The organism is Stenotrophomonas sp. YAU14A_MKIMI4_1, assembly GCF_003086855.1.
Classification (GTDB): Bacteria; Pseudomonadota; Gammaproteobacteria; order Xanthomonadales; family Xanthomonadaceae; genus Stenotrophomonas.
Genome location: NZ_CP025998.1, coordinates 4,194,564 through 4,207,726, shown reverse-complemented (window position 1 = coordinate 4,207,726; position 13,163 = coordinate 4,194,564). Strand labels below are relative to the sequence as shown.

Sequence of the window (13,163 nt, the reverse complement as noted above, 5' to 3'; positions counted from 1 at the left end):
TTGGCTCTACAGTTCGGCGGCGCTCGCGCGCAGCCCGCTGAACACCGATTCGGCGGCAAACCCCACGCCGCCCAGCAGTACGCCGAAGTACACCATCGTGGCCACCACGAAGGCATACCCGGCCGCCACCGCGGCGCCATCGCGCTGGATGAAGCCAATCGCAAACGACATCAGTGCCAGCGCGGGCAGCGTATTGCTGAAGGGAATCGGCCCGGCCGGGGCCATCAGCAGCAGCGTGGCCACCACCAGCGCCACGTTGTTCACGCGCATCATCTTCTTCGAGCGCACCATCACCGCCAGCCGCATCGGCTGCGACAGGCGCTCCATGCGATGCACCCACTTCAGGGCCCGGCCCAGATTGGCGCGCAGCTTTTCAGTGGCCACTTCCTTCTGCGCCAGGCGCTGCGGCACCCACAGCGGCCGGTCGCGCACGCGGCTCAGGCCAATCAACAGAATGGACGCACCAAACACCGTGCTCAGGCCGGGAATGGATACCGGAATCAGGAAAATGGCCGACAGCAGGATCACGATCAACATCAGCCCCTCATCGCCCAGGGCCTGCAGCAGGGTGCCCACGCGGATGTGCTGGCCGGGCAGGCCGTCAATCAGGTCTTCAATCTGCTGTGCCAGCGGGGCGGTGTCGGTGGCCTCGGGGGCGCGGTAGGTCATGCGTCTGGATCTCCAGGGTAGGGCGGTCAGGGGGCCGTCCTGCGGTGGGGCGCACAGGCTTGCCGAGTATGGCCGCCAACGGCTGCGCGCGGCTGAACCGCACATGAGAACGGCAGCCGCCGCCGGCCTGGCCTAAAATGGAGGGCCCCGCGCTGGAAATGAAACTGATGGACATGGGCCGCAGGCAATCGACCATCCAACTGGTCGCCATCGATATGGATGGCACCCTGCTGGACCCGGCGCACAAGCTGACCGCGCGCGCCAAGCAGGCCATTGCGCAGGCGCGCGCGCTGGGCGTGCATATCGTGCTGACCAGCGGCCGCCCGGTGTCCGGGCTGGCGCCGTTCCTGCAGGAACTGGGCATCACCGGCAATGACGATTACTGCATTGCCTGCAACGGCGGCCTGGTGCAGCGCATCGGCACGCGCGAAACAGTGGTGGAGTTCCCGCTCAGCTTCGATGACTTCGTGTACTGCGAACAGGTTTCGCGGCAGCTGGGCGTGCATTTCCAGGCGCTGGACGGCCAGCGGCTGTACACCACCAACCAGGACATCAGCCGCTACACCGTCATCGATTCGCACCTGTCCCACGTGCCGCTGTCGTACCGCCGCGTGCAGGACATGGAGCCGTCAATGTCCTTCATCAAACTGATGATGATCGACGAACCCGACGTGCTGGATGCAGCCATCACCCGCCTGCCGGCCGAACTGACCGAACGCTTCGCCGTGTTGAAGAGCGCACCGTTCTTCCTGGAAGTGTTCGACCACCGCGCTGGCAAGGGGCCCAGCCTGCAGCGCCTGGCCGAACACCTGGGCATCGACCGCGCCAACGTGATGGCCATTGGCGATCAGGAAAACGACCTGACCATGCTGCAGTTCGCCGGCACCAGCGTGGCCATGGGCAACGCCATCGACGCAGTGAAGGCGGTGGCGCGTTTTGAAACCGCACCGAACACCGACGAAGGCGTGGCCCGCGCGATCGAGCGCTTCGTGCTGCAGTAATCACGCGCCCCGGCTCTGGTAGGTGCCAACCTTGGTTGGCACATGGCCCGGGGTCAGATCCCTTCCGCAGGAAGGGCTCTGACCCCACGGGCAATGTTCCCGGTACCTAAAAGCATGCCAACCAAGGTTGGCATCTACCAGATCGCGGGGCCGGCAGTAGATCCACGCCATGCGTGGATGCCGTTCGCAACCGGGGTCAGAGCCCTTTGCTCCGCAAAGGGATCCGACCCCTTTACGCGTCGCCACCAACCACGCGGCTATCCCCGCGTATATCGCCGCTGTACCACGGCGCGATGGCAACCGCGGGCCACCGATGCAAGAATTTCGCACGTCGAAATCACGCCCTTGAACCCCGCCGCAGATGATCGTCCTTCTCTGCAGCTGACCGGCGCGCACAGCGCCTGAACCCCCAAACGCAACCGCACCGCCAGCCAGGTCGTCGCCCGCCGCGCCGCACCGTGCTGGACGTGCGCCTGCGCCATTTTCCCAACGCAGCTGGATTCGCCCATGAACACGCCACCCACGCAGCGCCTTGCGCTGGCCATTGCCCTGTCCATTGTTTCGTCGGCGCACGCCATCGAAGCCCCCGACACCGCCCACGACACCCCGGTAACCCTCAATGCTCTGCAGGTGATCGCCACGCCCCGCGGCGCCGCCACTGCACCCACGCAGGTGGTCGGCCCCAACCGCTACGTCATCAACGCCAGCGATCTCGATGCCATGGTGACCGGCAACAACGGCCTGGCCATGCTCAAGCAGGTGCCCGGTGCCAGCTACACCGCCACCGACGGCCTGGGCCTGGATATTTCCGCCACCAGCCTGTTCGTGCGCGGCTTCCGCATGAATGAAATGGGCATCACCTTCGAAGGCGTGCCACTGAACGACAGCGGCTTTCTCTCGCTTACCGGCACAAGTGTGGTGAACGTAGGCGTGCCCGATGGCATCGGCGCCATCACCGTCAGCCCGGGTGGCGCACCGGTGCACGTGTTTTCCAGCAGCGCCAACGGCGGCAGCCTGGAATACCGCCTGCGCGATCTGCAGGACACCGCCAGCCTGCGGGTGAAGCAGGGCGTGGGCAGCAACCGCACCTTCGTTACCACGGTTTCCGCGCAGAGCGGGCAACTGGGCGAGCACGGCCCCAAGCTGATGGTGGACCTGCAGCGTGTGTCGGCCGACAAGTACCAGGGCGCCGGCACGCAGGATTTCCTGCGCGGCAATCTGAAGGCACAGCAGGACGTGGCCTGGGGTGACGTCACCCTGTTCGTGTCAGACAGCAGGGCCAAGGTCTGGGGCTACAACAACATTTCCTTCGACATGATCCGCAAGCTGGGCTGGAAGGCCGACAGCTTCTACCCCGATTACGCCTGGGCGTACCGCGTGGCCTCGCCGGAAAACGCGGAAGCATCCTGCGGCGCCTATACCTGCGGCGAACTGTCCGAACTGATTCCCTACGACACCGGCCAGATCACCCGCGACCGCATTGCGTCCATCAACCACCGTTTCCAGATCACCCCGGCACTCAGCGGCAACGTGCAGCTGTACAACGCCAACAGCCATACCCAGGCCACCCTGGCCGACCCCACCGTGCCTTCGCCCAATGGCGCGCCGTTCTCCGAGCAGGTGCAGACCCCGCGGGTAAACCGTCTGGGCGGCATGGCCAATCTGCAGCTTGAAGCCGGCGCACACACGTTCACCGCTGGCGTCTGGCAGGAACAGAGCAAGGCCGCGGCCCGCACCGATTGGTACCAGCAGCCGCTGCTGGGGCAGGGCGCACCGCTGAAGGCGACCGGCCCGTTCGATGTGTACGGCCCCGCATTCCAGACCGACAACGCCTCGCGCTGGGTCACCCGTTCGCGGCAGCTCTACCTGCACGATGACATCGCGCTGCGCGACACCTTGAGGCTGGGCGTGGGATTCAAGGCGGTGGATTTCCGCACCGAAGGCGGTGGCCTGGGTGACGCCCCGGACCGCCCGGTGTACGGCGCGCTGCGCGCCAAGAGCAACTTCCTGCCGCATGTCTCGCTGTTCTGGAGCCCCAGCGCAGCAACCGACGCGTTCATCGATCTGGCCAGCGGCATGAACGGCTACCGCGTGGCCCAGCGCGGCAACATCGGCTACACCGCCTCGGCATGGACCGTGACCGACCAGGAAGAATTCGACCGCATTGCTGGCAGCCTGCGGCCGGAAAAGAACTGGAACCTGACCGTGGGCGCCACCCATCGCTTCGAGCGGCTCACGCTCAACGGCGATGTGTTCTACAGCGATATCCGCAACCGGCTGCTGTCTGCGGCCGTCGGCACCCAGTTCGCGCAGATCAACACCGTGCGGCTGATGCCGAAGATGCACGTGATCGGCGCGGGCCTGGGCATCACCGCCGATCTGGGCGATCACCTGCAGTTCTACCAGGGCGTGGCGGTGGCCCGTTCGTACTACGACAGCGATTTCGTGGTGGGCGATACCGTGTATCCCATCAAGGGCAATGCGCAGCCCGGTTACCCGCAGGTGTCGCTGGTAAGCGATCTGTCGGCGCACTTTGGTGACTGGCGCGTGGGTGCTACCAGCACCTCGTACCTGCGCCAGCCTTTCACGTACCAGAACGATATCCGCGTGCCCACCTTCTGGCAGGTAAACACCTATGCCGCCTACACGCTGGGGCAGGGCAGCGTGCTGCCCGGTCTGGAACTGCGCGTGGACATCAGCAACCTGTTCAACCGCAACAACATCGGCACCGCCACCATCGCCGGCTCGTCGTTCTCGGGCGATTACCAGACCCTGCAGCGCAGCGCCCCCCGGCAGGTGATGTTCAGCACCGCCATCGCGTTCTGAACGGACGGGGTCAGATCCCTTCCGCAGGAAGGGCTCTGACCCCACGCGCAATGTTCCCTGCACCGAAAAGCATGCCAACCAAGGTTGGCATCTACCAGATTGCGGCGCCGGCAGTAGATCCACGCCATGCGTGGATGCTCTTCGCAACCGGGGTCAGAGCCCTTTGCTCCGCAAAGGGATCCGACCCCTCACGCGTCGAATCGCGGGCAGTAGATCCACGCCACGCGTGGATGCTCTTCGCGACCGGGGTCGACCGGGGTCAGAGCCCTTTGCTCCGCAAAGGGATCCGACCCCTCACGCGATCGGCCGCACCCACGCAAGGTTCCCACAATGTTGCCGGCGCATGCTGTCCGCATGGCCCAGCCCGACCCCGTGTTCCTGCCCACCCGCCCGCGCGCCCACGGACGCCCGCGTCCGGTGCCTTATGCAGCCCCGCAGGTCGATCTGCAGACCGAGTACCAGTTCTGGCAGGCCTACGAGCGCCTGGTGCGGCCCTTGCCCGGCGGCGGCCTGCGCCTGGCCTGGCTGGTGTTCCAGCAGGTCTACCGCGCCCGCCAGCGCCACCCCCACGACAGCCACGCCAACGCCCTGGGCCGCGTGCTGTTCGGCAGCAACATGACCGCCGAACGCGCCGCAGAACTGCAGGACTTATACGGCCTGGTCAGCCGCCGCCTGGCCGCGCTCGCCAGCCGGGGCGCCACCCGGGGTCAGATCCCTTTTCGCAGAAAAGGGCTCTGACCCCGAAGCGCCGACATCCACCCCAAACACACACCGCGCATCATCCGGCACCCCTCGCTGCATGCGCAGAATCCGCGCCTGCACCCACGAGGGCTCGCCAGCGCCCACCACATCACCCGGCGCGATCCCCAGCCACCGTTGGAAACGCCGATGCAGCTGCGCGATATCCGGCGCGCGCCACAGCGCATCGGCTGGCATGCGAATCAGCACCAGCGGCGGGGCATTCTGCACATCCATCACCACCACGCCCTTGCAGCGCACCTGGAAAGCCGCAGCGCCACCATCCTCGGTATGGAAGTCGAACCCCTGCCGGCCCTTCGCCGTGGCCAGGCCGCGTGCATCGCCTTCCAGCAGCGAGTAATCGAAGTCCTGCAAGGTGGTGTAGGCGTGCACCTGGTCCTCGGGCGGCGCGGGCCACTGCCACCACACCGTGGCCGCCACCACGCCGCACGCGGCCACCGCGGCAAGCAGGCGCGCCCTCATTGCGGCCGCACCCGCTCCTGGATGAAGCTGTTCAACGCCAGCGCTGCCATCGCCAGACCTTCCATCACGCGGTCGCCCACGTATTGGTCAGGATCTCCGTTCTGGCGTGCGCGCTCGGCGGCCAACAGCAGTTGCTGCACCACGCGTTGCCCGGCCAGGGCGCAGTCGGCGTCGCACAGGGCGATCTGCCGGCTGCGCAGCGGGTGGCGCTCCGGCCACGGCTGGCCGTCAGCGGCAACGCCGCCGTCCACGCTGCGCAGGATGGCCAGCAGGCTGGTGGGGTCCGGGGCGGGTTCGGCCGCTTCCTGGATAGGGCGCGGGGGAGGGCAGTGCGGTGTGGTCATGGCAGGCTCCGTGCAAGCAGGCAGAAGCCGCCACCGATAAAGGTGGCGGACGATGCGTGGCTCGAAAACCGGACTAGGGACGCAACCGGCGGGTACATGACCCCCACGCACCGTCCGCCATAGCCGGCAGACGGATTGCCAGCCGGCACCACGCGCGGTGATGCCGGCTGACAAGCGTAAACAACGTCCCTAGAACTCGGGTTTTCGACGCCCGGCCACCCGTTGTCGGTGGCGCTACCAGAGTTGCCTGATGCTGTTGGGAATGCCAAGGGCTGCGGGGCAAACCCGCCAATGGCAGAGACGTTTTCAGAATTGTTGCATAGTGCGATTGCGCGGTGAGAAGTTTGGGGCGCAAGGCTTTCAGCGGTTCATCGGGAAACTGGAGCGCTTCACGATTTGAACGTTCTTTCCGTGGCATTCGCGACATTGCCTCGCAAGCGGTAACGCAAGCGCCTAACGACCTAGGCGCTGCCTCGCAATGATCGGTCTATCGACGACACCAACTTTCAGCAGTGTTGCCGGGGAGGCACGAAGTGCGAGCCAAGTCACAGCGGGTATTTGAACCCGCAGACATCATCTGGGGCATGCAAATGCCGTGCTAGATTCGGGAGACGTTGGACTTGTGCCCGACGCACTTTCATGGATACATGGCTCGAGAAGTGCTCTGTTAATCAACGGGCGGAACTATGAATCACATCTGGACCGCAGCGGGTCGCTGCTACTTCGTGGCTTCATCGGTCGTGGCATTGGCAGCCTGCTCAACCGGCATGACTCCGGCCTCAACGGATCATCCGAATCAATGGCAATCTGTCGAATCAAGGAGTGAATTGGGAATGGATCGATTCAAGCACGACATCGAGCGGTTGTCTGCCACGCGCCTTGACGATTTCGAGGCGTTGGGCAAGCAGCTTCAAACGAAGCTGGGAGATGTGAGGCGTGAGGGTCTAAGGGATGAGCGAACAGCAGAGCGTGGAGCGCTGGGCACGCTCGAAATCCGGAACATCTCACTGCGAAGCGCAACTGATGAACCTAGCCATGCGAACCTCACGTTCGACGTCGCGCTGCCGAGCATTGTCCTGGATGGCCCCCTGTGGGATGGCTTCACAATGTATCCGGCCCGCCCTGATGCGCCCGATTCGCGACCCTACTGGTCAGCAAATGTGAGTGGTGCGAAGGTAGTTCTTGGTCTCGCGTCCGACCATAAGACGGTGACCTATGTGTCGGTCAGCAGGCGCTGAACCACTTTCTTCCATGGCGAAGGAATCGCAGCATGAATCGTAGTGAAGAATTTGGACTGCCGCAGCAGCAGGAAGACGGTCGCCCGGAAGCCGCATCCCGCCCGGCATCTCCTCTCGCTGATCCCTCGTTGGTGTCGCTACTGGCCAAATCAGCGACCCTTAGAGAAGGTCTCGCGCAGGTCGAACGCGACGGTTTGGAAGTCGTTTGGGGACGTTCCGGTGGCGGTACCTACCTGGTGCCTGGTGAGAAGATTGTCATTGATGAGGATGCAATCGGACAGGGCAACAGAATTGCCCGCTCTCTTTCTCATGAAGTCGGACACCATAACTTTTCCGAGCATCTCGATCCAACTTCCAAGCGGGCCTACGTGAATACCCTGTTGCGGGGCGAGGCTGCTGCAACTCTCAGCAATGTGCAAGTTCAGCGGGAGATTGTCGCAGCCGGCGGCGCCGACATTGGCGTGTCAGGCACCGGAGATAGGCCTCGGCAATACGGGGCCATCGCCGCAGAGCTGCAGGCTGGGCGGATCAATCGTAACGAAGCGCTTGATCAGATCGCTCAGGTGTTCAAGACCGAGGTGCCATCTGTGGGCCCTCATGCGAACTATGAGCTTTACTACGGTGCGCACTATGATCAACACGTGGCGCCAAGGCAGCGTCGCAGACCGGAGCCGGAGCCGGACATCGGACGTGGTGAAGTCGCGGAAGGAGCTGGCACTGTCACCGAGGGAATCGGTTCACGCCAACAGGGAATTGCTTCAGTGAAGGAACTTGGGTCCGCGGATAAAGCTCTGTATCTGCAGATCAAAGAGGGTGTGGAACGCCTGGATGCAGAACATGGAAAATCATGGGACGAGTCGAGTCAGCGAATGTCAGCGAGTCTTCTAGTGCTCGCTAAGGAAGAGGGTCTTTCTCGGGTTGACCATGTCGCGCTGAACAACCCAACAGAAAGCATGGCGCGCGGTGAGCGGGTGTTCGTAGTGGAAGGCACAATGAATGATCCCTCCCATCGTCGCGCCGGAATGAGTACGTTGGATGCGCTTCGCGCACCTGAAGCTGAGTCGCTTCTTCGGGTTGATGGGTTAAGTCAATCTCAATCTACGCGAATCGAACAACAGCCGGAGCGACAGGTTCAGGGGCAAGACGGGCCATCGCTCTCTCGATAGTTCCTACCTAGGGTCCAACTCGTCCGTCAAGCAAGCGCTGCAATGCAGTTGGGAGACGTTCCCGAACCAGGCCGCAGCTGATGCAGACCCAATGACTGAGCTTACATTCCGCATGCTCAGCCTGCTGACCCTGATTGCCACCGTGGGCGGCATCGTGTTCAATGAGATTGGTGCCAGACAGCTACCGAAGGTGTTGCAGGAAGAGCGGCTCAGAATCAAGAATCGAGTGGTTGCGTACAGCAAGGCGCACCCCATGTGTGGGCTCCTGCGTATCCTGCTGGTCACTGGCTACCTAGCCTCTCTCATCGCGATTGCATTCTTTGTGCCGTTCGCCCCTTGGTGGTTCCTGGCATTCACGGTGGGATGGAGCGCACTCACGGTGATTGATGCGCCTCATGTCATTTCGCGCCCGGCATCGCTGTTCTACGAGGCATCGCTGGTTCTGAACGGCGTCATCCTGGCGCTTTGCTTCTTCTCGTCCCTGTCGGGCAGATTCAGCTCGGGCTTTGCTGGCTGAAGGCAGGACCATCCTCCAGGGCAATGCTGTTTCGTTACGAATCAATGACGCAGCAGTCTCGCTTGCCGGTACAGACAAAGCGCCATAGGATCATCGCTCTCGTGTACATGGATGGTGCCGATGCCACGCATGGCTTTTCTGTTTCTGGCAGTGATCTTCAGTGCTTCCGCGCAGGGCGAAACCGCGTGGAAGGGGACCAGCGCACAGTCGGTGGTCGATGGCACCGGCGACGTCCTGGATAAGGACGGCGCTGCGATTGAGCTGTCTGCCGAATCCACCGGCGAGGCGAGTTTCGTTGGTGCGATCACATCCCTGGATGCCAGTTCGTTCAGGGGCAGGAACGTGCGGCTTGCCGGGCGGCTGCGCGTGGATGACGGGACTGGCGCCGGTGCGCTCTGGCTTCGTGCTGATGGCCCGAAGGGACGGCTCGCCTTTGCCAGCTCCGGCGGCGTGCCTGTGCGTGCCGGTGAGGGGCCAGGTGAACGCGACCTGCTGCTGTATGTTCCGGAAGCCAGCACCAGCATCAAGTTTGGGGTCACTTTGGGCAGTGCAGGCGCGCTGCACGCCGAACAGCTCACGCTGACGTCGGCGGCGGTGGAAGCGACTGGCGTATCCGCCTACGCCATGCTGGCGCATGCGCTGCCCCTCATTCGCGCGAAGGCGTTGAACACAGACAACGTGAACTGGCCTGCCGAAGAAGCGGCGCTACTCACGGACGATCAGAAGAAGCTTCCCGCGCAGGAGGCATATGCGGGACTGCGTAGGGTGCTTGACGCGCTTGCTGACCGTCACAGCCTGCTTCAAACACCGAAGGAAGCCTCGACGCATCGCGCGCAGGCCGTTCGCAGCCGACCGATGGAGTCCCGATCCATTGCGGACATCGGATACATACTGGTGCCGGGGTTGCGCGGTATAGGCAAGGACGACAGGGGCGCGTTCACTGCGGAGCTCTGCAACCGTATCGCCACCTTGGCGCCGACCTCAACCAAGGGCTGGATCGTTGATCTCCGCCAGGACAACGGGGGCAACATGTGGCCCATGCTCAATGGGCTGCACTCCCTGCTGGGCGATCGCGATGCAGGCGGCTTCCGCGATCGGCACGGAAAGACCAGGACATGGCGCTCACGCGCCAGCCCGGAATGCCAGGCTGATCTGTCCAACAGTCGCGTAGCCGTGCTGGTGGGGCCGAGGACGGCCAGTTCCGGTGAGGCCGTGGCCGTTGCATTCAGGGCGCGACCCGGAACCCGGTTCTTCGGACAGCCAACCGCAGGGCTTGCGACGGCCAACACCACCTTTCCGCTTCCCGATGGTGGGGCGCTGTTGCTGACGACCGCAGCCATGGCTGACCGGGAGGGTACTGAGTATCCCAAGGGGATCGTGCCGGAAAGCATTGTGAGCGGGGATCAGGATGCCATCGAGATGGCCGTGGACTGGCTTCGTTCGGCGCCGTAGGCTTGGTATTGCCTCGTGATTCGATGTCCGCTTTTGGCCGAAAGCAGACATGCCAGCGCCAGACAACGCGACCAAGAATGCTAGAGTCCGATATCGACCAAAACGGACATCTGCAGTTCTACCAGAACCGCCTTGCGGTGGTGACTGAGCCCTCTGCTCGGTCCGGCTATACGCTGGCTTCTTAGCCGGACCCCGCCACCCTAAGATCGAGCTGGAAAAAGGGAAAGGCCCGTCATACGGTGCTTTGTGGGTAGGTTGCATAACCGGGCCTAGGGGTCCGTCTATTAGGTAGTTAGACGACAGGAGTTTCCATGCCAAAGACCAAAAATCACCTGGATGCATTTGTCATCGCGAACTGGGGGCTCTCAGGATCGGCAACCGCCGGTCAATCCGGTTACCGCTCGCAAAACCCTTGGCAAGCGCTAGAGCGCTACATGGAGGGATTGAGGGGAAATGGCGCGCATTTTCTCGCTAGCCATGGCGCAACAGTAGCAAGAATTGACTCGGGCGGCTCCGTCTGGAAGATTAAGCTTGTAAATTCACCTACACCCCAAGGGGCTGATGCCAGTCAGTTCTCCGAACAGCTTCTGGATAACCTGGTTACCCAAAATACAAAGCCTAACCCAGGCGATTATATTTGCATCACATACTTTGACGGAGCCGGTAGCGGCACATGGGAGTGGACTCCGTAATGTCGTCCAACAATTCATTCAAGCCGACGCCGCTTTGCGGCGCGGCTTAATTCAAGGTGTTAGGGCATACAAATGACTTCTCACCATCCCGACACGTGTGCCGTTATATTCAATCCGGTGAACAGCCGGCTTCTGGAAATTCGAAATACCGTGCTAATCAATCAAATTACTCGGGATGCCGAGAAGATCGCCGCGTCGTTTGATGCCCTGCATCACGACAACATGCGAGCAATTAGCAAGCAGTTTGCCCACTGTTTCGGACTGCTCACCTCGGGGATGATCAAAGCTTCGCAAGAGGAAGATGATCTGAGAGTTGCGTGTGCCGAGCTTCTATCGAACGCTCTGAACTCCATCGCCGCTGCGGCGTACCTCCTGCGGGGCGGCTTCGTCCTACAACCGGGCCCAGTCATCCGCTCATCTATAGAGTCTTTGGCGGTTGTGCTTCATCTGATCCAGTTCCAAGACGACTTAAAGGCGCATAGAGAGCATGCGTTCGAGTCCACACGAGCGATTGCCAGTGCCAAGAAGGTATTTCCGCCATTCGGCAGAATGTACGGCCTACTAAGCAAAGAGTTCACTCACATTGGAACTTTGCACAAACAATTCACTCCGATACGTGCGTACGAAAAAGGCTACGAGCCTTTGGATCTAAGCATGCAGTTCATAACTAGCGCAGTGTGGATGTGCTACGTGACATGTGAGCTGGCGTTCTTGAATACGGTTGCAACACCACGGTATTGGGAAGAAGTTTCGGCGCCCTCTGCCGAGCAAGTCGCTTATGCGTACAACCCGAGCGTCGCCGAGAAAACGTGGATGGAAACGTTTCTGGGGCTGGCGGGTGCGCCCTAGCAATTCGTTCAAGCCGACGCCGCTTCGCGGCGCGGCTTAATTCTGGCGTTGAACGTCCGCTCCTGGCCGAAAGCAGACATGCCGGCGCCAGACAACGCGACCAGGAATCCCGAGCGCGCCCTCGATCCATAGCGGTCATTCGTGCCACCGCCGATCCTACTGCTGGTCCCGGCTACACGCTGGCTTGTTAGCTGGACTCAGGCGCCCTAGGATCGAGCCGTACTCGCGCGAAAGTTAGTCAAACGTTGCTTTGACGGCAAGTCGAATAGGCGGACCCACGGGTCCGGCTATCAGGTAGTTGGATGGTCTTGAGAACTTCAGGGGTGTGTGACGAATGCCAGAGAAATTCCTTCATGCCGCACTCGGGGCGCTGATAGCGGCACCGGGATTTCTCGTGCGGCGTCCCATCGAGTAGACGGCATGGAAGATTCCAGGATTCACCAAATCTGGGTTGATCTCGTATGCGGCGATCATCACTGCTGCTTCTGTGGAGCATGGATAGAGCAGGACCTGCAATCAATCCTGCTTCCGCTCGCTGGAGACGCCATTCAAGCCCTCAGCGCTCACGGCTCCTGCTTCAAGCAGCGCCTTGATAAAGCTGTTCCGTACCTGGCCCCCGGCGAGGCGTGCGAGTGATGATCCCCAACAGAGCAATCAAGCCGACGCCGCTATCTAGCACGGTCCAATTGCAGAGCTCGACGTCCCCGTCTGGCCGAACGCCAACGGCCCGCTGTGGCAGGGTTGTTTCGTCCGTTCCAATGTCCCCCTAGAATCCACGGGAGTCGCTTTCCGGATTGTTCATTTCTGGTTTGCAAGTCCATCCTGGAGGCACCATGGGTCGTGAAGTTGTGAGGGTTCCCCCCGGGTTTGAGCATCCGCTGGATGAAGAGGGGAACTACATCGCAGGTAGCCACCACGAGTTGCTATACAACGCAGATCCTGTCTCTCGTACGGCCTTTCAGATCTATGAGAATGTCAGCGAGGGCACTCCGGTCACTCCCGTTTTTGAGACCGCTGAAGCACTTGCCCAATGGCTGCGACATGAAGGCTGGCAACAGGAAGCCATTGATTCTCTACTCGAGGCCGGGCACGCACCATCCTTCATCGTCCGGTCCTGACTCCGCTTCTTGCCGCTTGTCGACCCTGTCAGGTCGAGCAGCGGGCACGTCCGCCTGCTCAGCGATCTTC

At 62.1% G+C, this 13,163-nt stretch carries 13 protein-coding genes; 10 read left to right on the top strand and 3 right to left on the bottom strand.

The annotated features are described in order from the left end of the window. Nucleotides 1-6 precede the first annotated feature (6 nt). A complete protein-coding gene (locus C1931_RS18955) occupies nt 7-669 on the bottom strand; it encodes an exopolysaccharide biosynthesis protein (RefSeq protein WP_108757434.1) in 663 nt (220 codons plus the stop codon). A 167-nt stretch (nt 670-836) separates the two neighbouring features. Between C1931_RS18955 and yidA the strand changes: the two genes are divergently transcribed. From yidA to C1931_RS18940, 3 genes are all read left to right on the top strand, one after another. Next, on the top strand, nt 837-1,670 hold the full coding sequence (gene yidA, locus C1931_RS18950; RefSeq protein WP_108757812.1) for a sugar-phosphatase: 834 nt from the start codon (nt 837-839) through the stop codon (nt 1,668-1,670). Nucleotides 1,671-2,177: 507 nt separating this feature from the next. Further along, on the top strand, nt 2,178-4,496 hold the full coding sequence (locus C1931_RS18945; RefSeq protein ID WP_108757433.1) for a TonB-dependent receptor: 2,319 nt from the start codon (nt 2,178-2,180) through the stop codon (nt 4,494-4,496). 354 nt (nt 4,497-4,850) lie between these two features. Beyond that, a complete protein-coding gene (locus C1931_RS18940; RefSeq protein WP_343125575.1) occupies nt 4,851-5,234 on the top strand; it encodes a hypothetical protein in 384 nt (127 codons plus the stop codon). Here the strand turns inward: C1931_RS18940 and C1931_RS18935 are convergent. Both C1931_RS18935 and C1931_RS18930 read right to left on the bottom strand, forming a co-directional pair. After that, nucleotides 5,145-5,627 carry a cold-shock protein gene (locus C1931_RS18935; protein WP_199913894.1) on the bottom strand — a complete coding sequence of 161 codons (483 nt, stop codon included), beginning with the start codon at nt 5,625-5,627 and terminating at the stop codon, nt 5,145-5,147. The two genes, C1931_RS18940 and C1931_RS18935, sit on opposite strands and share 90 nt — an antisense overlap. An 86-nt stretch (nt 5,628-5,713) precedes the next feature. Further along, nucleotides 5,714-6,061: a hypothetical protein gene (locus C1931_RS18930; protein ID WP_108757431.1), complete on the bottom strand. Its 348-nt coding sequence runs from the start codon at nt 6,059-6,061 to the stop codon at nt 5,714-5,716. A gap of 833 nt (nt 6,062-6,894) precedes the next feature. Between C1931_RS18930 and C1931_RS18925 the strand changes: the two genes are divergently transcribed. The 7 genes from C1931_RS18925 (at nt 6,895) to C1931_RS20380 (ending at nt 13,093) form a co-directional block, all read left to right on the top strand. Continuing rightward, a complete protein-coding gene (locus C1931_RS18925; RefSeq protein ID WP_108757430.1) occupies nt 6,895-7,299 on the top strand; it encodes a hypothetical protein in 405 nt (134 codons plus the stop codon). 32 nt (nt 7,300-7,331) lie between these two features. Then, on the top strand, nt 7,332-8,465 hold the full coding sequence (locus tag C1931_RS18915) for an XVIPCD domain-containing protein (protein WP_234412849.1): 1,134 nt from the start codon (nt 7,332-7,334) through the stop codon (nt 8,463-8,465). A 112-nt stretch (nt 8,466-8,577) separates the two neighbouring features. After that, complete coding sequence (locus tag C1931_RS18910; RefSeq protein ID WP_159095524.1) at nt 8,578-8,982, top strand: hypothetical protein; 405 nt, start codon at nt 8,578-8,580, stop codon at nt 8,980-8,982. A gap of 129 nt (nt 8,983-9,111) precedes the next feature. Then, nucleotides 9,112-10,434, top strand: a complete 1,323-nt coding sequence (locus C1931_RS18905; protein ID WP_234412848.1) for a S41 family peptidase — start codon at nt 9,112-9,114, stop codon at nt 10,432-10,434. A 311-nt stretch (nt 10,435-10,745) separates the two neighbouring features. After that, nucleotides 10,746-11,126 (top strand): hypothetical protein, encoded by a 381-nt coding sequence (locus C1931_RS20385; RefSeq protein WP_159095523.1) that lies wholly within the window; start codon nt 10,746-10,748, stop codon nt 11,124-11,126. A 72-nt stretch (nt 11,127-11,198) separates the two neighbouring features. Next, complete coding sequence (locus tag C1931_RS18900) at nt 11,199-11,975, top strand: hypothetical protein (protein ID WP_108757427.1); 777 nt, start codon at nt 11,199-11,201, stop codon at nt 11,973-11,975. An 833-nt stretch (nt 11,976-12,808) separates the two neighbouring features. Next, a complete protein-coding gene (locus C1931_RS20380) occupies nt 12,809-13,093 on the top strand; it encodes a hypothetical protein (RefSeq protein WP_159095522.1) in 285 nt (94 codons plus the stop codon). Nucleotides 13,094-13,163: the final 70 nt, after the last annotated feature.